Origin of the sequence: Endozoicomonas sp. GU-1, from assembly GCF_027366395.1 — a bacterium.
In the GTDB taxonomy this organism is placed as follows: domain Bacteria; phylum Pseudomonadota; class Gammaproteobacteria; order Pseudomonadales; family Endozoicomonadaceae; genus Endozoicomonas.
This window is the reverse complement of sequence record NZ_CP114771.1, coordinates 2,827,339-2,848,173: the sequence shown is the minus strand read 5'-3', so window position 1 is coordinate 2,848,173 and position 20,835 is coordinate 2,827,339. Positions and strand designations below refer to the sequence as shown.

Sequence of the window (20,835 nt, the reverse complement as noted above, 5' to 3'; positions counted from 1 at the left end):
TATGAACACTTTCAACGTATTCAGTTCTGAAAGATCGACTTATCAGCAATTCGACAGTGAAACAACATGCGTTGTTTCTAATCAGCCTGCAACTGGCGGTTCAACAGTTTCCCTTGCTCCCTCTGCACAACCTGCTCACACACCGCAAATTGATTCATCTCAAAATCTACCCCGGCAAATGCTTGTTTGTAATCGTGAAGTTGAGATTAAAACCGAGTCTCTTTGCCCAAAAAAATCCGACACGAATGACGGGGTGAAACATCATGAGCGTACCGGCCGTATTACTAAAGCCGAAATAACAAAGGCGACCATAGAGCTTCACCGTGCAATCACCGACACCGAGAACCTGGAGGATCTGACCAATGACGACATCCTTGCCCTGATTGCAAAAGGGGCTGATGTCAACGCCAAAACCAAACTCAGTGGCAAGAAAACCACTCTCCATCTTGCCGCTATACATGGCAATCAGAGAATCATTGAACTGCTTGTTAACGAGGCCAGGGCTGACGTTAACCTCAAAGATGATTATGGCACGACAGTAATGGCGTGTGCATTCCAATATGGCATCAATATTACGCCCCTGATCCCCTGTATGGTAAAAGCCGGATTCGACATTCATGCCGATTGTGGTGGTAAGGGGGCAGGAACCATGCTTGCTCATGCAGCCAGGGAAAAAAACTGGGTGCTGGTGGAGTTTTTATTAACCAATGGTGCCGATCCTAACGACCGGATCAACAAAAATGAAACAGCACTCCACCTTGCGGTTCGTCTGGGTAAGCCGGAAATAATAGACATGCTGATGAAGTATAAGGCAGATATCAACGCTAAGACCAACGATGAAGGGAGGACAGCTCTTCACCTTGTGGCTCAATCTGGCCAACGGGACATCCTGGATAAGCTGCTTCAGCATCACGCAAATGCCAACGCCCTGGACAACGATGAAAGGACACCACTCTACCTGCTGACTTGTGCCGATGGTCAGCTGAAGACCTTTCAGTATTTCATGGATACCCTGATTAACCGTCAGGATGACGTCGACCATCGGGACATCGGTAGGTCAACTCCCCTCAGCATCTTAGTCAACAGCCTTGAACATCAGGATGCCCTCGAGTATGCCATTAATACCTTGGTTCAACACGGGGCCGATGTTGATGCCCAAAATGGAGGCGGCTATGCGCCTCTCCACTTTGCGGCTATAAATGGCAAGTTGGAGGCCTTTAGCCAATTGATTGAAAAGGAGGCCAACATGTACGCCAAAACTAACCGTGGCATGATGGTTCTGGACCTCGCCAGGCGCAATGGCCACCACTTCACAGCAAAAATACTGGAGATTCTGGACAATGCCAAATTTGATGTTAAAGCCCCCTGTGATTCTGCAGGTGGCAGGACAATTGCGTATGCCATACAAAACAGGAAATGGAAGATGGTTGACTCTTTAATAGTTCGTGGGGCTGACATCGATGCATGGAAAAATGAAAAAAGCCAATGCACCCCCCTTCACCACGCGGCTTTAATGGACCAGAAAGATATAGTGAGAGAGCTACTGGAGAGGAGAGCTAAGGCCAATTTACGAAATATAGAGGGGAGTACTGCTCTCCATTATGCCGTGTCGGCCCCCGACTGGGACTATCAGGAAGATTGGACAGTTCGACTGGCTATCCTTGCCGATCTGATTGAAAACGGAGAAGTGGAAATCAATGCTCAGAATAATGGCGGAGCAACAGCGCTCCACATTGCAGCGAGTCAAGGCAGTATAGAAATGATTCGAGAGCTGCTGATGCGAGGGGCTGATTTCAATATTCTGGATGAAAAAAAGATGACAGCTTTTGATTATTGCAATAGGTTTGAATATCTTTTTGGGATTCCCCTTGAAAAGGTTAGCCGGAAAGAAAAAGTGAATGCCTGTAGGTACATGATAGAACATAATGCTGATGTGCGAGGAGCCGATGTGATGAAAGCCAAAGCAGCCGAAGAGAGGGCAGCAAAAGTAGCTGCCATGAAACGCACCTTCAGCGGGTTAGTGCATAAAGTGAAAGGGTTGGCTTTCAAGCCTGAATGAAAGCACTGAGACGTCATTATTCCCAAGGGTATAGAGTATATCTGAACGGTCAGAGTTTAAGACGTAAGCACCATTTTCTTAATAATAACAGTGTTACTATAACTGACCGTCTTGTTACTGATTTATACAAAATTAACTGGTTAATTACTGAAGCTTATTTCTTCGAAGTTTTCTCTTTTTAATATCATGTTTAAAAAATAGCAAACAGCGGATGTTGCCATGTTTAAAGCACAGTCAGAGATTATTAGCCACTCGGTCACAGGCTCTGGTTCCACCTGTTTGCCTGGTGCAGGGGGAGCTGACATTGCCAATGGTGCAATTCCGGCATCAGGCGCTTTAAAAACTCACGCTTTATCTTCAAATCGAAAGTGCAAAATTTCCGGGATTGATTCCACGTTTACTTCTTCTGACAGCACCGGCCAAAAAATCACTGAAACGTTTACACCGCCACTAAAAAACAGGCGCTTTACTGAACCGCAGCTGACCGTTGATTCCCCGACTATTCCAAATCGGAAATTGTTAGGTGGAAAAGGGATGTTCCTGACCCTGATGAAGAACGCAGGATTAACTGTCCCGCCATTTCGCTGCATTGAGACAAGCATCGTGCAGAACCTTGAGGCGCTTCCATTCGATGCCAGCCCATTGCTGGCCATGCTGGATGATGGCCATGAGTTTCCCCATACAACGGCCAGTCTGGTGAATATAAGACAGTGGATTACCCAAATGGCTCCACCAGGCAATCCATCGGGCAAGCCAACAACAAGACAACAGCGCTGGCTCGATGCGCTTTCTTCATTTATTGCTGGTGCGGACTTTTATCAGCAAATAAGCGCTCTGACCATTGCCGACAACATACGGGATATTTACAAGGAGTTGCGCACCGGGCTGACTAAGCCCGATAGTCCGATTATCGTGCGCAGCTCCGGCGTGGCTGAGGACGCCTTTGGTAACGCTCAGGCCGGCAAGTACCAGTCCCTGGTGCATGACCAGGCGGATATCGTGGCAACCTGTCTTAAAGTGCTTGCTTCTGCTTACCGTTCCGCCGTTTTTTCCCCAACAGCCCCGCAAGGGATGGCAATTATCCTGCAACAGTGCATTCAATGTTGCGTTGGCGGGGTCGGCATGAGTTATCGCCGCATTGATGACGGCACGTTATTGATCGAGTGTGGATCGGGGCAGCCCAAAACGGTGGTGTCCGGTCAATACGGTATCACTCCCCATGGTTATGAGATCAAGCGCAACGGCAAGCAATGGGAGGCCACCTTTAAACCCGGCAATCCTGAGTATGGATTCATTTTACGCATCAATGAACAGGGGGGCTATGAGGAAGAGTGGGTCAAATTTGAACCTGCTGCTGCCACGGCTGAGTTCATTGGCAAAGACCAACTGAGCCTTCTGGTTGAGGGAGGGAAGATACTGGAAGACGCGTTGTTGTGCCCAGTGGATTTTGAATTTGCCATTGATTCGGAGGGCCATGTCCTTTTTTTGCAAGGGCGCCCGATTACCTGCCTGCCCGGCGGCAGCCATTTTTCCATGGCATCTCCCCCCCGGTCTCTGGATCAGGGCACCGTCATCAGCGACGGTTGTGGCTCAGGGTTGGCGCTGGCCATCAGCGGTCCGGTCCAAGGGAGCAGTCTGCCTGACAATGTCATTCTTTTTTGTGACCATGGCGGTGACTGGTTACTGGCCCCGGAGGTTCTGGAAAAAACAAAGGGGATTGTCTTCAACAAATGGGCCAATAACGACCATATATCCATCGGCCTGAGGCAGGAGGGCATACCCTGTGTGGGGATTAAGCAGCCTGAATGGTGGCCCGATAATAATGCACCGGAATGGGTAACGCTGGTGTGTGGGCAGTTTCAGAAAGAGTCCGGCGGGTTTTTATTGCCGGGTGATCGGGAACAGGCGTTGTTGAATGTCAGTGACAAATCGGTCACCCCTGATTATCAAGCCGCGCAGGCTGCCCAGCAGGCATACCAGCCTGCGGAGCCGGAAAAAGAACCGTCGGTAGTACGTCTGTTCTCCTGGCTTGTCGAGCAAAACACCAGGCTCCTGGATTTTCTCGGGACTGAGCGACTGATTCATTTATGCCTTTCCAAAACCGGCGCTGTCCAACTGAGCATGCACCCCGAGCGACAAGAGATTGTCCAGGGATGTGTTCAGGAGATCGACAACTTTATGCAAGAGATTGCGGCTTTTCTCTCTGGCTACGAACGCTTTTTAATGCTTGCAGCCGCTGATCCTGGTCTTAAGCAGCAATACCAGAAGGAGTTATTCCCGCTTCGCGAGCAACTGGCGCTGGTGCAAACAAAGGTTAAACAAACCGTTGCCCAGGTCACAAGGCCATTTCTGCCCGGCAAGGAGTTACCGGCCTCAGGTTCGGATTTTCAACAATGGCTGGCCCATTGCCAGTTATTAAAAGAGCACCTGCAACGGCTTGAAGCAGTCCAACAGGTGCACAACATCGAGAGCGTTCATGAACTGATTCTATGGTTGCACAAATGTTTTCTCACCAGGCTCTGGCCCGTGGCCACCGCTTCAGGGCAGGGTGAAGTGAGCACAATAAGGGGACCTTTGCATGACTATATCGATATTGTTGACTTTGCAACGTCTCAGGAACAGCCATTATTCGATAACACATGCCGTGACGCTCTCAGGCAATTCGTGGCCGAAAATGTGACCGTTCTCAATATGCCAGATTGTACCCGGTTGTCGATCCAGCTCGGACATCATGCGTGTACCATCGACCTGCTGGAACAAGCCGACGGTGGCAAACAACGGACCTTTCGGCTGTGTTACTCTGAGGCACTGGCCCATTCATCAAAAGAACAACGACATGGAAAGTTTCAGCGGCTGTGGTTTTTGACCCAGACACTGTCTCAATATCAGAAAAATAGCGGTTTCAATGCCCCGGACATTCATTTCAATGAACAGGCAGGCCAAGTCCTTTTTGAGTTCACCCATCTTCCTGACAAAAAAGATTTGCAGCGGATGTTTGTGGACATCCTGAGTGTATTGTCCAAGCTGGACGATATTGATTTTCTTTTGGGCACATTGAATCTGGACGAAAGTCAAACAAAATGGAATATGGCTGCCATCAGGGAAAGGCTGAATAATCCCGCTTTCTCTGCAACCAATCAATTTGCCCTGGAGCATATTTACTGGTGCTTCGCTTACCTGGAGAACATATCATTGATAAACCGCTGCACCCACGATATGGCACTCAGTCATCTGGTGGAAGCGGCACTGATATTTTCCAAAGCTGGCACCAATGAAATTGACGTCCTGATAAACGGGCAGCTGGCAACATACAAGCAGACATTGCTTTGGCATTGGTTACTTTCTGATCCCGCCAAGGCCAGGCCTCTGGTTAACAAATACGTTAACTGGTTAGCTGACGAGACAATGGCTATGCGTCTGGTGTCGCAAAATGGCCACATCCTCAAACACCTGGCGCCTGAACTACGCAATCAGCGGGCGATGGTTTTTGCCGCCATCAAAAGCCACCCCCAGGCTATTGCCGATGCGCCAGAGTCTTTTAACAACGATATTGAACTCATCGAATATGCCCTGGCAAATACCACAGAAGATCCGGGAAAAATATTTGCCTTTATAGGGGCCGAGCTATCATCAAATCCTGAGCATTTCCGGCGCTTGTTAACCACAGCGGTTGGCAACACGTCACATGCTCTTTGCTGTCATGCAACAACTGAGTATCTGGAACAAGATCCTGAATTCTATAAAGAGCTGCTTCTGCTGGCCAGGGAGCGCAATCATAACGATGATTCCTATGGATTATTTGCCAGGATTTTCAGGAAAAACCTGCTTAATGACCAGCAACTTTATCGGCAACTGGTCTTGAAGTTTTTGGCGCAAACGGATGCCGGCAACCAACTGAAAGATTTTCCGGATTTGAATAATGATCGAGAGGTAGTGTGCACGGCGCTTGGCTCTAACCCTTTAGCATTGCAATATGTCGGGCTTGAATTTCAAGCGGATAAAGCACTGGTCAAAGAAGCTGTCGGGAACATGGGAAGAGTTCTGGAATTTGCCAGTAAAGGACTTAAGGATGATGAAGACATCGTATTGGCAGCGGTCAAAAATAATGGCGATGCTCTGGAATACGCCAGTGAACGGTTAAGGGCTGACCCGACAATTGTTACCGCAGCGCTGAAAAATTCAGGTATAGCGCTATTAGCTGCCAATAAGCAATTCCGTAATGATCCGGATTACGTTTGGTTGGCTGTCAGTGATCATCACCCCTCTTTACGCCCTATTTGCCAATATCTTGATGGGGACCAGTGTAAAAATCATGAATTAATGTCGATTGCGGTGTCAAAAAACCCCGGGAACTTTCCATTCCTCGATGAGAAACTGAGAAATGATGAAGCGTTAGCGCAACTGGCCGTGCAAGGTAATGGTACAGTGCTCAGTTATGCCGGTGAAACGCTGCGTGGCCATGAGGATACTGTCCGTCTGGCCGTTCAACAAAATGGTATGGCACTTGAGTATGCCAGCCCGGAACTGCGAGCCAATAAAGAGCTGGTCAAACTGGCGGTGCAAAATGTCGGCATGGCGTTGGAGTTTGCCAGTGACGCGCTTAAGGATTGTCCGGAAGTGGTCAAACTTGCCCTGGAACAAAATCCGATGGCGCTACAGTTTGCCAGCGACCATTGCCGCAATGATCCGGAGCTGGTCAACATCGCCTTGCAGAACAATGGTAGAGCCCTTCTGTACGTTGGCCCCTCATTACAAAGCAAGCCTGAAATCATTGAGGCAGCAATTGATAATATCGGACCTTTTGTTGTGGCGTGTATTCAACAAAAAATTGATTGATGCCATATTTAGAATTGGTATAACCCGGTTTTCAGCTACATGGCAACTTGAAATAGCGTAGCAGGGACGAAAATGGCGACGGTGGCAGCGATGAGTCATGCTTTGATACAGACGATGATTCAGAATATGGATCAAAAGACTCATAAGCAACAGAAATCGCCAAAATAGAATGTGGCCCCGAATCCACTTCATTCGATGATGCGCCGAGATAGCCTCCCTCAGTCTCAACGATAACCAATTTCTTGTGGTGCGGCCCTGGTTGTTCAGTCACATTCTCTCGCCCAAGTAGCGGCTGTGTCATGACTAATGGGGAATTTTCCGACGGTTTTGGGCAGCATACCTCCGCCAGGCACGCTTTCACAGACCGTGAACACTTGTAGCACCCCTGACACGGATCAGAATTGATAACCTTTTCTGCCGAATTGCGGACGGCCGTAAAAAAATGTCCTTTTTCGGAATTCCCAGCAACGTTCATATTAACCTCTAGAATCCTGCCAGAGCGGAAATTGATATTATTATTTGCAAAGAATATTTGACCGTTAATTTCTGAAAAGATTCCATTAAATAAATTTATTTACTCTGAACTTGTTATCAATACTAATGAATCAAAGTGCAGATCCGGTCGACTCTGCAACTCCCGCTAATTTGTGGCATTTTTCCGGGGTACCTTTGAACAGACTCGGTGATATTTCTACTCATATGTTTGGCATTGATGACTGAAGCGCCAGCATCTGGACGATCATACTCTCAGAGTAATACCAGGTGAGGAAGGAACTTTTCCCGGTTTAGAGCATCAAATGTAGTGGATTGGTCGGAATTACGAACAAAAAAAACTGACTATTTATATGTTTACTATTCATCCCGGTGCTGTGGGTTTTGGGCAAAATTACCATTCGCCAGCCAGTGATCATTCTGTAGTAACTGCTCAAAAAAGGCTGGCAGATTCTACAGACAATCTTCCACAGTTCAGTGAAATACGTAATGTCACGCCCATTACGGATTGTGCCCGTTACCTGAAGCAATCGGCACCGCCGGTTGGCGACGCGTTTCATTTATTCGACTCCGGGGACAAGAAGGATAAATTGATCCGTTTCTATCGGCAAAAGACCGGCAACGGGTTTCTTTTTGTTATCCGGCATCCGGACGACCTGGATCATCACCCATTAAGAAGGCTGCACTATTACCCCGTACCCGGAAGAAAAACCGAACATCCCGGGCTTATTTATCAGTCGTTGCCCATCACTCTGATTTTTGATTGTGACAACCTCAGACCCAGACAGCTGGCCTCTTTGAATGAGCTGTTGGAGAACCCACCCCGGCTGGATGGCAGGCCCATCAGCACGACAGTCAGCCGGGTTGTTCTGGCTAAAACATATTTAATTCACCAGCCTGACGCTCCCGGTCCGGATTTCTGGCGTCGGATATTCGCCTTGAATGGACCTTCTTCAGCACCTTTCAACTCCTCTGGTCCCAACCATGAGGCCGTTGTTCGGTCCGTAAGCCATCGCACCGAGCCGCCAGAGCCCGGGAGTTTGCAGATTCACTGTGCTGGTCAGGATATCTTTGCCCGCCTGTTTGGGAACCTGACCATCAATCGTGCGGGAGAACAGTATTTCCGCAAAGGGATGATCGACAGCCAGCCAGAACCTGTCACCCTCTGTCTGGTGGACCCTCCGGATGCCGGGAGCCGATTCTGGCAGCATTTGTCTGACATTCTTGAGCAAGGCTACTTCATCGCCAATGGTGAACGGGTGAGGCTGCCAGCATCGCTGGTTTTGCAGCAATATCACACCCCGACAGCCCATATCCGGGCATTCAAACAAGCAGTCACCAGCACACCGGTGTTACCCGAAAAAAGCTGTGGGATTATCAATACCCATAATTTCGACGCGATCTTCAGTGATCTGTCCGCACAGGAAAACACGCTGCAACAGACCGATACCTTTCAGAAGATGGCCAGTGAATTTGACCAGCTGTTCATTACCGGTGAGTTGACCGATCAGCAATGGCGGGTCCTGAAACAACGGGCAGAATCACTGCCTGTTCCCCCCAGGTTGGTGACCGGCGCTTTGCCAAGGCCCTCCGGTGAGCGTGCTGTCCGGCTGTATACTGACAATGTTACCCATATTGCCAGCAACGCCCACCGCTATCACCTGGCCAAAGGGCAGCAATGGGAGGAGCTGTGGTTTACCAGCAAACTGAAACTTTGCGGTAAGTTGAGTTTCCGGCTGGGTCATTCCCCCTTATTGCTCAGGCTTCTTGCGGGTGAACCGGTGGTGCTGACCGGGCTGGAACATACCCCGGTCCTGGCAGGGCACCTGGAGTCATTGCTGGCACCTGAGCCCTATCTCTGGATTTACGGCCAGAAAATTGCTCTGCCCAATGGTCAGCTCCATATTGTCTGGCCCGGTCACCGTTTACTGGACCAGAGTTTCTGGTACCAGCGTTGGCAGCAACAGGATGCCGGGGATCGTCAGTCAACCCGCCGTGCCGAACCCGCCCAATCCATTATCGCCGGCCATCCCGGGGCTACGGAGCGATTAAGCCGTCTTCTGAAGAGCATCCGGCTCTTGCCCCTGAGCCCGAACAAAAGCTACCCGGTCATTCCGGTTCAGGCACCTTCTGAGTTCCTGGCACTGCTTGAGGCTCAGCTCCACATTGAACAGCGTCTGGATCGTGCCGAGACTCTGGACCTCTTCCACTGGCGCAAGGCCCTGAATAAGTTACTGGCCCATCCCGTGCGCGGTGATTTTGTTATTTACAGTTTTGTCAAAGCACAGATCAGCGCCCGGTTTCCGGATCACCTGGCAGGGGTTGATCGGGATGGCATTGCTGCCATCCTGGAAACCATGCCTGCCCAGCAGGGCCCACAGGGCCTGTTAGCTAATTTCTGGCCGTTAGCCCGTTATATGACCCCTGCACTGGCCGACTGCCTGCCTGCCACTTTGCAAGAACGCCCTGCCGACGGCTGTATCGTGAGGATGGCTGCCGTGATCAAAGCAATATTCACTGAAGAGGGCCTCAAGGCACATCATTTGTCGGTGCGGGATGGCAACATCCAACCCTGTCACGGCCATCGTCTGCGCCTGCTTTACGATGCCCTGCTGGCCTTTGCCAGAGACAGCCACCACCGGGGGCTCCCGGTGCATCAGCAAGCCATGGTCCTGAACCATCAACTGTCAGCCATTACCCAGTGCCATCCGTCTGAGCCAACCCCGCAGCTACAGCAGCATCTGCACCAGCAGCTGCAGCGCTACTTTCCCGAACAGCTGCTGACAACCTCGTTGTCAACACTGGCCACGGAGTGGCTACAGGCCAGCCATGGTCATAAACAGCAGCAGGCCAGGCGGCTGGAGCAGCTGATTGCCATGCTCGATAAGCATAAAATTATTGAGCTGACCGGTCCGGCGGGCACCGGTAAATCCTGTCTGGCCTTAGCCACCGGGCAGGCAATGCAGAAACTGCAACACGCATCAAAGCATTGGCTTGTGGCTGCCATTGGCGCACAGCTTGGCCAACAGGCAGTGACAACACTGACTCTGGGACCAAACACCACATGGGAGTATCTGTACGGCTCCGTGACCCTGAAGAAAAACTGGTTGGGTCACCTGGCTTCTCATTCGCTACCCGGCCAGCTAACGGATTGGGCCAAAAGTTCCGAACCGGGCCTGCTGGTTATTAATGAAGCGAATCTGGTGCCGCAAGGGCTATTGTCGCCGCTGAGTGGTCTGCTGGAATCGCCGCCCAGGCTCTGCGTCAATGGTCAGACGATCGGGCTGACAGAGAAACACCGGGTATTGCTCACCGGTAATCCAGAGAATTATCCGGGGCGGCATCTGGATCCTGAATTGAAAAGCCGGATTCTGAACCTCTATTACCGGCCACTGCCGCAGTCCATCCTGAAAGAAGCCATCATTGCACCACTTATGCCGGATGGCTGGCCCATGGCAGTGAGATCCACCGCTTCGGCCACCATTCTGTCTCTGCTCGCTGAGTATAAAAAACTGTTATCCAAAGACTACGAGCTGACACCAAGGGATCTGAACGACATCATGGCCCGGTTCAGCATGCTCACTGTTGGTGCAACCTGCCCCGCCAGCAATGAACAGATATTCGCACTGGCTACCGAAGCGTGTCGGCAAAGTCTGGGCGGACGGATCGACCAGGACCGGCGATCAGAGTGGCAAGCGCTCAGAGCTTACTGGTGCAGCGGTGGCCGGGCCGATGATCAGGTGCTTGATCGACACCAGCAGGCTTTCCAGCAGTTTTTCAGCCAATTGACAGAGGTGAATCAAAAGCGACCGAAGCCTTTGGTCATCAATACTCCGGCCACCAGAGACTACATAAAAACCTGTTGGCAATTTCTGCAACTCAGGGAGCCGGGAAGGGTTGCCATGGTGGTGGAAGGGGCTGCCGGGTGGGGTAAGGATGCCCTGTTACTGCTGACCCTGAGCACCTGGCAACAGCAAACCGGTAAAGGCTTTCAGCACCTCAATGGGACACCGGACCGGTTTAACCAGTTTGTGCAGGCTTTTAACCGTGCCTGGCGTCTGGGGGAGGTGCTGGTGGTCAGTGAACTCAATATTATTCCTTCCGGGGCATTGGAAGAGTTTCTCAATGACCGCCTGCCGCTGCCTCACAAGGATGGGTTCAAATTGATTGGTACCGTTAATCCGCCCACCTATCCCGGACGGACGGCATTCCCGCCGTCATTGACCAGTCGATTTACCGGCGTTCATATCCACCATGATACCCGGGATGACTACCGGCTCAGGCTGCAAGCCATGGGGGTATCAGAGGAACTGAGTCGGTGGCTGACCGCTTGCGCCCATGGCATCAATGACAATCTCCGGCAGCAACGCCTTACCCTTGAGCTGACGCTGCCGCAGCTGCTTCAGGTCGCCGATCGATTGACTCGCATCTCTATGGGGCAGTTGCCTAAGTATCTGCGCCGGGAGTGGCGACCCTATCTGGACAGCTGCCAGCCTAAATTTGAATGGCCCTGTATTCCCGGCCAGTCAGCAGAAAAAGAATCTTCCAAAGATTCGGCATCACCGGAGACTTTCAGCCTGGGCCGTCCCCCTGGTGTGTTTAAAGAATATTATGTAACCCGGTTTTTTCCTGGTCAGTGGAGAACTACGCTGTATCGACTAAAGCTGCACACCGTCAGTGTGACAACTGACCAGAATTTAGTGGAAAGCCCATTGCCAGAGCGTCCTGTCGATCAGAGCTTTCTGCTGCCCATGTTAGCCGGGCGCAGCGATCTGAAAAGCGGTGAAACACCCGGTCGCCTGATACTGAGACCGGGCAGCAAATGGCAGCCATTGCCATCACTGACGCCCGCCAACCTTTTAACCGGTCTGCGCACCATTCCGGCAGAGGCACCGCTGGAGCTGGCACAGGACAACCAGACTGGCCAGTACTTTGTTCGTTCCCGGTTAACCGAACCGGTGGCTGTGGATTTTATTATCAAACCCGATCCGAAGTACTTTGAGTCGTTAACGGCGGCCGATCTCATCGAAACGCAACCCCGGCGATGCCCATCCCTGATCAAAGTACATTTGGATCAGGAGGTTTTCAGCCAGCAACCAGGGCACTTTCCGGGCTATCAGAAGTTGCGGGAAATAGGGCAGATAAGGAATCTGTCCGAACGGCTGCTGGTCCTGATCGATTGGTTCAGAGCTTTTTCTTACGACCATAACTTTGTCGAAACTGGCATCAGCCTGGTCAAGCGATTGTTGCAGGAGCAGCAGGGCAGCTGTCGCCACCGTGCATTTCTGTTTCAATTACTCTGTCTTTACTGGGGTATTGAAGCCCGAATAATACAATCGGAATCACATTCGTTTGTTGAGGTCAGATCCCGCAATGGGTGGCGACTTTGCAATTTATCGGGCATCAGCAGGACTGTCAGATACTCATCAGAGCCGAAATGGGAGGATATCTATACATCAGTGCCGACGCCGCCAGTCAAGTCAACTGTCGGACAAGCTACAGGCAGTCATGCCTCCGGCTGGAACCGGCTCCTGTCGCTGGTCATCTCCCTGTGCCAGCAATGGCAATGTTCTAAATTCGCACTGCCTCAAGAGGCCAATAGCCTTGTCAAAGATGCTGTTCTGGAAGAGTTCCGGAAAAATTTCCGCCCTATCCCCATGAGCAGGCACTTATCAGCCCGAAGTTACTATACGTCGTCAGAACACAGACCTCTTATCACCGCATTTGATATTGCCTACCATCTGGCACCGGAACAGTATCTGCTGGCAGCCAGACACGCCATTGACCATTTTGGTACCCTTGCGCCTCCTGAAAGGAAAGCCATTATTGACTGGAGCCACTGTATGCTCATCTGGTCAAAAAATTATCAATCGCCAAAACAGCATGATTTCTGTCGGTGGTCGGAGTTTGCCTGGCAACTGTATCTGCAAAGCCCGAATGACTTTCCCGTCCTTCCTGTGCAAAGCATGCAGGCCGTGACCCGGTTCAATCTTGATCATGATGGTACGGCGCAAAGACTGGACCAGCGCCTGTTCCGGGTAGAGTCCATCGACAGAACCTGGCTGAAAAATGTCAGGGACAGTCCGGAGGCCGACAACTTTTCTCTGCTGTATGACTCGGAAACATTGCCTCAGATGGCTGTTACCGATGTTTATTGGAGCCATTCCTCCCGGGGCAGACCGGATCTTGCCCGACTGATCCGTGGTGAGCCCTGTTTCCCGGAGAAATCAACCAGTTATCTGGAGACCAATACCCTGATGCTGTCCAGTCAGTTTTTGATCGACAGGGCGATGGATGCCCTCAAACTGGCCACCAATCGACAGACCGGGGCACTGTTTCGTGATGAACTCCCTTACCAACCTGACACATTCTTAATTGATTACATTGATCATGCAGAACAGAACCGGCAGTTAATTCGCCTGATCAGCGATCAACGCTCTGCTGAAATATATACCCCGGTGATATGCAAAGACCTGGAAAAATTCCGGGTGTTAATCGTCGGCAACTTCTGTGACCAGGTCACTATCTTTGAAAGTCCGGCAGGGCAAAATTTTAACCTGATCGGCAGTGGGATTTTTTCTCCGGGTATTGCTCTGGATTGCCAGGAGTCACTGAGAAAAATAAAACGCTTAATCAATGAGCCTGATGCCACCACTCTTTTTAACCGCAAATAAGTAGTTAACCAAATCAGGGAGGAACTTTTCCCGTTTTACACCATCTAAGTTGGCTGATGGACCGCAATTACTATCAGAAAAGTATTATTTTCATGTTTCCTGTTCAGCCCAGTGCCTTAGTTAATGTGCACAATGACAATCCGCAACTCGCCAATGACTCTGCTCAAAAAAGTTTGGCAAATTCCGCAGACGATTCTTTACGGCCCGGTAACACCGATAAAAAAACACGAGTAACTGCAGTCTTGTTGGTCAAAAATGAGCAGCTGCATTTTGCCCAACAAGTGTCAGCGGAGAGTGTGCATACCAGCCCAATCCGAAACGTCACGCCCATCACAGATTGCATCAGTCACCTTAAGCAATCGGCATCGCCGGTTGGTGATGCGTTTCATTTTTTTGAATCCATTGATGCAAAGGATGAACTAATCCGTTTCTATCGGCAAAAGACAGACACCGGGTTTCTTTTTATGATCCGGCATCCGAACGACCTGGATCATCACCCGTTAAGAAGGCTGCACTATTATCCAACTCCCGGACAAAAAAACGAGCGTCCCGGGCTTATTTATCAGTCAGTGCCCATCACCCTGATTTTCGATTGTGACAACCTCAGGCCCAGACAGCTGGCCTCATTGAATGAGCTGTTGGAGAATCCACCCCGGCTGGATGGCATCCCCATCAGCACGACAGTCAGCCGGGTTGTTCTGGCCAAAAATGATTTAATATACCAGCCGGATGCTCCCGGACCGGATTTCTGGCGTCGGATATTTGCCCAGGACAGATCCTCTTCAGCAACCTTCAATGTAACCCCAGCCGCTGTGCCATCCTGGTCAGTAAGCCATCGCACGGAGCCGCCAGAGCCCGGGAGTTTGCTGATTCACTGTGCGGGTCAGGATGTCTTTGCCAGCCTGTTTGGCAACCTGGCCATCAACAGTCATGGAGAACAGTATTTTCGCAACGGAGTGATCAGCAGCCAGCCTGACCCTGTGACCATCTGCCTGGTGGACCCGCCGGATGCCAAGAGCCCATTCTGGCAACATTTGTCGGACATTCTTAAGCAAGGCTACTTCATTGCCAATGGTGAACGGGTGGAGCTGCCAGCGTCGCTGGTCTTGCAGCAATATCACACCCCGACCGAGAATATCACGGCATTCAAACAAGCCGTCAACAACACACCGGTGTTACCCGGTAAAACCTGCGGGGTTATCAATACCCACAATTTCGATGCGGTCTTCAGTGACCTGTCCGCACAGGAAAACACCCTGCAAAAGACCGATACCTTTCATAAGATGGCCAGCGAATTTGACCAGCTGCTGGTAAGCGGTGAGCTGACCGATGAACAATGGCTGATCCTGAAACATCGGACGGAATCACTGCCTGTCGCCCCCGGATTGGTGACAGGCACTTTGCCAGAGCCTTCCGGTAATAGCGTTGTCAGGCTGTATACCGGCAGTGTTGCCAATAATGTTGCTGCACATTGTTATCGACTGGCCTCCGGGCAGCAATGGGAGGAGCTCTGGTTTACCAGCAAGCTGAAACTGTCAGGCAAGTTGAGTTTCCAGCTGAGAGAAACCCCCTTATTGACACAACTCCTTAAGGGTAAACCGGTGGTGCTGTCCGGGCTGGAACATACCCCGACCCTGGCAGGGCATCTGGAGTCACTATTGGCACCTGAGCCCTATCTCTGGATTTACGGCCAGAAAAAAGCTCTGCCCAACTGCCAGCTGCATATAGTCTGGCCCCCTGACCGACTGCCTGACCAGGGTCCATGGTTCCAGCGCTGGCAACAGCAGCAGGATACCCGGAGTGATCGCTCAGCAGGCAGTGTAGAGGCTGATAGTGTTGAGCCTGACAGTGTTGAGCCTGAAACAGCTGAGCTCGGTAAAGCTGAGTCCATTTTGGCAGAATCCATTATGGCGGCCCCCGGTTTGATCAAACCTTTTTCGTCCCACCATCCCGATGCAATTGGGCCATTAGGGCGGCTTTTATCTCGCATTCGGACATTGCCCCAGAGCCCGGATAAAAGTTATCCGGTCATTCCGCTTCAGGCACCGGCTGAGTTTCTGAAACTGCTGGAGGCTCAGCTCCCCATTGAACAGCGGCTGGATCGCGCCGGGACTCTGGAGCCCTTTCACTGGCGTAAGGCCCTGAATAAGTTACTGGCCCATCCGGTGCGGGGTAATGTAACCATTTACAGTTTTGTTAAAGCTCAGATCAGTGGGATATTTCCGGATTCCATGGCAGAGGTTGATCGTGATGGCATTGCTGCCATCCTGAACACCCTGCCAGCCCTGGAGCACCCAAAGGATCTGACAGATCATTTCTGGCCATTGGCCCGTTATATGGCACCGGCACTGGGCGAGTATTTGCCCGCTACTTTCGGCAAACCTTCTCTGCGCTGCACCGCGAAGATGGCCGCCATTATCCACTCAATATTCCCTCAACAGGGCATTGAGGCTGATCTTTTGCCGGTACTGGACGACAATATCCATCCCTATTCCGGCCATCGCCTGCGTCTGCTGTACAATGCCCTGCGGGTCTGTGGCAGCCAGAGTATCCCGGTGCATCGGCAAGCCCGGGACTTGAACCAGCAACTGATCGCCATTAGCCAGTGCCATCCGTCTGAGCCACTGGAGCAGCTGCAACAGCCGCTTCAGCGCGCCTTTTCGGAACCGCTGCTGACAACCTCCTTGCAGACACTGGCCGCAGATTGGCTGAAGGCCAGCTGTCACCATCAGCAGCAACAGGGCAAGCGGCTTGAACAGCTCACGACCATGCTCAGGCAGCACAGGATCATTGAGCTCAATGGCCCGGCGGGTACCGGTAAATCCTGCCTGGCCGTCGCCACCGGGCAAGCGTTACAGGAACGGCGGCAGGCATCAATGAACCGGCTTGCCGCTGGCCCACAGCCTGACCAGCACACAGTGAAAACCCTGACCCTGGGACCGAACACCACCTGGGAAGACCTGTACGGTTCGGTCTCCCTGAAACGAGACCGGCAGGGCAATACGGTCTCTCATTCGGTACCCGGCCAGATAACGGATTGGGCCAGGAGAAAACGCCCGGGCCTGCTGGTTATTAATGAAGCCAACCTGGTGCAGCACGGACTATTGTCACCACTGACCGGTTTGCTGCAATCGCCTGCCCAGCTCTGCGTCAATGGCCAGACGTTCGAGTTAACAGATAACCACTGGGTTTTGTTGACCGGTAATCCGGAAAATTATCCGGGGCGGAATCTTGACCCTGAATTGCAACGCCGGATTCTGCGCCTGTATTACCGGCCGCTGCCAGAGTCCATTCTGCAACAGGCCATCATTGAGCCACTTCTGCCGGATACCTGGCCCATGGAGCTGAGGTCCACCGCTTCGGCCACCATCCTTTCACTATTGGCAGAGTACAGAAAACAGGTATCCACAGACTATGAGCTGACGCCAAGGGACCTGAAAGACATCATGGCCCGGTTCCGACTGATCACGGCGGATGCACCCTGTCCCACCAGCCAGGCCCAGATGTTGGCACTGGCTGACGAAGCGTGCGGGCAAAGTCTGGGTGGGCGGATCGATCGGGACCAACGCCCCGAATGGCAAGCGCTCAGGGATTACCGGCACAGTTCCGGTAAGGTGGACCGTTCATTACTGGAGCAGCACCAGCGGGCCTTCACACAGTTTTTCGGACAGTTGGCACAGGTGAACAAAAAGCAATCGACGCCACTGGTCATCGATACTCCGGCCACCAGAGAGTACATAAAAACCTGCTGGCAATTTCTGCAACTCAGGGAACCGGGAAGAGTTGCCATGGTGGTGGAAGGTACTGCCGGGTGGGGTAAGGATGCCCTGTTACTGCTGACCCTGACCACCTGGCAACAGCAAACCGGTAAAGGCTTTCAGCATCTCAATGGGGCACCGGACCAGTTTAACCAATTTGTGCAGGCCTTTAACCGTGCCTGGCATCTGGGTGAGGTGCTGGTGGTCAGTGAGCTCAACATCATTCCTTCCGGGGAGTTGGAAGAGTTTCTTAATGACCGCCTGCCGCTGCCTCACAAGGCCGGGTTCAAATTGATTGGTACCGTTAATCCGCCCACCTATCCCGGACGGACGGCATTCCCGCCATCATTGACCAGTCGATTTACCGGCGTTCATATCCACCATGATACCCGGGATGACTACCGGCTCAGGCTGCAAGCCATGGGGGTATCTGAGGATCTGAGTCGGTGGCTGACCGATTGCGCCAGTGCCCTTAACGATGATTTCCGACAGCAACGCATTCCCCTTGAACTGACGTTGCCGCAGCTGTTGCTGGCGGCCGATCGATTGGACAGAATCCCCATGGGTCGGTGGCATGAGGGTCTGAGCTGGGAGTGGCAACCCTATCTGAAAAACCGTACAAGCACATTCCAGTGGCCCTATATTGTTGTACAGTCATCAAAAAATGGATCTTCCAGAGGTCCGGCCACTGATTCACCGAAGATTTTCAGCCAGGGCACGCCTCATGATGTGTGTATCAACTTCCAGGTAACCCGGTTTTTTCCCCGTCAATGGTGTATCGATCGGTATCGACTGAAGCTGTTCACAGCCGATGTGACCACTGACCAGACGTTAGTTAAAAGCCCGTTACCAATTGATCCCATGGATCAGAGCAATTTTTTGCCCCTGTTAACCGGGCGAACCGATCTGAAAACCGGTGAAACCCCCGGGCGCATGACACTGAAACCGGGCAGCAATTGGCAACGATTGCCATCGCTGACCCCCAACGACCGGTTGACCGGTCTGAGATCCATTCCGAAACATACGCAGCTGGCACGGGATACGCACACCGACCAATACTTTCTTCGTTCCGGACTCACGGAACCGGTGACGGTGGATTTTATTATTAAGCCCGATCTGACTTATTTTCAGCCGTTAACGGCTGATGATCCCATCAACACACAGCCCCTGCGGTGCCCTCCGCTGATCAAAGTACATCTGGATCAGGAGGTGTTCAGCGGGGACCCTACTCACTTTCCGGGATACCGGAAGTTGCGGGAAATAGGGCAGATAGAGAATCTGTCCGAACGGCTACTGGCCCTTGTCGATTGGTTCAGAGCTTTTTCTTACGATCGTACTTTTGAAGAAACCGGCATCACCCTGGTCAAGCAATTGTTGCAGGAGCAACAGGGAACCTGCCGCCATCGTGGGTTTCTGTTTCAATTACTCTGTCTTTACTGGGGTATTGAGGCCCGAATAGTAGAATCGTTCACACACAGTTTTGTTGAGGTCAGATCCCACAATGGTTGGCGACTGTATGATTTGGGGGGTACCGACGCAACCCACAGTTACTCATCAGAGCCGGAATGGCACAATATTTTCAAGTCAGCGCCAGTGGAACCCGTCAATTCGCCTTACGCTCAGGACGGAGCCGCTGATGGCTGGAACGGGATATTGTCACTGGCCGTTTCTCTGCTCCAGCAACACAAGTGTACTCAATCTGAATTACCCCAAGAGGCGATAAAACAAATCCAGGACACCGTTCTGGAAAAGTTCCGGAAAAATTTCCGCCCTATCCCCTTGTTCAGGGGGTTACTATCAGAACGGTCTTACCAAGTATCGCCAAACCGCGAACGTTATGTCTTTGAAATGGATATTGCCTGCAATTGGGTACCGGAACAATATTTGTTGGCGGCCCGACATGCCATTGACCATTTTGCCACCCTGGCCCCCCCGGAAAAAAAAGCCATTATCGATTGGAGCCATTGTATGCTCATCAGGTCAACCGAGAGCCAGTCTCTCAACTGGCGTCTTTTCTGTGAGTGGTCGGAGTTTGCCTGGCAACTGTATTTGCAAAGCCCGAATGATTTTCCCGTCCTGCCTGTGCAAAGCCTGCAGAGCATTATCCGGTTCAATTTTGATCATAATGGCATGGCTCAACAAATAAGCCAGCGCCTGTTCCGGCTTGAGTCCATCGATAAAGTCTATCTGAAAAATGTCCACGACAGTCCGGAGGCCCACCATTTTTCCCTGCTGTACTCCCGGGAAAAATTGCCACAGGTGGCGGCTACCGAAGTTTTTTGGAGTCATGCCTCCCGGGGCAAACCGGATATTGCCCGACTGATCCGTGGTGAGCCCTGTTTCCCGCAAAAATCAACGTACTACCAGGAAACCAATACCCTGATACTGTCCGCCCGGTTTTTGATCAACAAGGCGTTGCTCACCCTCCTTAGAAGCACCAACAAACTGACTGGAGCAACGTTTCATGAGGAGTTCCCTGGGCCCCCGAGTATGGGTATCTCAGGGGATCACATCAATGATGCAGAAAATAACCGACAGTTAATTCGTCTGATCAGCGATAAACGCTCTGCGGAAATATATACCCCGGTGATATGTAACGACCTGAAAAGATTACGGGTCCTGATCGTTGGCAACTTCCGTGACCGGGTAACCATCTTTGAAAGTTCGGCAGGGCAAAATTTCGACCTGATCGGCAGCGGGATTTTTTCTCCGGGTATTGCCCTGGATTGCCGGGAGTCGCTGGGAACCATAAAACGCCTGCTCAATGAACATGATGCAACCATTTTAAGCAGGTATTGATATGAGTCTATTCTCGGTCAGCCTCCTAGGAGGCTGTCCGAGAATAGACTGCCCTACTGCGGTGGCAGCAAATTGGTCTAAAAAGTCGGAATTTTTTAGTAAATAGAACCACTATTAACTAAAAAATTCCGACTTTTTATCCTCAATTTTCTGCCATCCTCGCTACGGGCGCTATTCTCGGACAGCCTCCTAGGTACAAAGGAACTGTTGCCGGTTT

The 20,835-nt window shown here is 51.5% G+C and carries 4 protein-coding genes; all 4 read left to right on the top strand.

The window, feature by feature from the left end; translation table 11 throughout:
• Nucleotide 1 precedes the first annotated feature (1 nt).
• The 4 genes from O3276_RS11675 (at nt 2) to O3276_RS11660 (ending at nt 20,618) form a co-directional block, all read left to right on the top strand.
• Nucleotides 2–2,059, top strand: a complete 2,058-nt coding sequence (locus tag O3276_RS11675; protein WP_269675773.1) for an ankyrin repeat domain-containing protein — start codon at nt 2–4, stop codon at nt 2,057–2,059.
• 219 nt (nt 2,060–2,278) lie between these two features.
• Nucleotides 2,279–6,895 (top strand): DUF4116 domain-containing protein, encoded by a 4,617-nt coding sequence (locus tag O3276_RS11670; protein ID WP_269675772.1) that lies wholly within the window; start codon nt 2,279–2,281, stop codon nt 6,893–6,895.
• A gap of 845 nt (nt 6,896–7,740) precedes the next feature.
• Complete coding sequence (locus O3276_RS11665) at nt 7,741–14,061, top strand: transglutaminase-like domain-containing protein (RefSeq protein WP_269675771.1); 6,321 nt, start codon at nt 7,741–7,743, stop codon at nt 14,059–14,061.
• 296 nt (nt 14,062–14,357) lie between these two features.
• Nucleotides 14,358–20,618, top strand: coding sequence for a transglutaminase domain-containing protein (locus O3276_RS11660; RefSeq protein WP_269675770.1), 6,261 nt, complete (start codon nt 14,358–14,360; stop codon nt 20,616–20,618).
• Nucleotides 20,619–20,835: the final 217 nt, after the last annotated feature.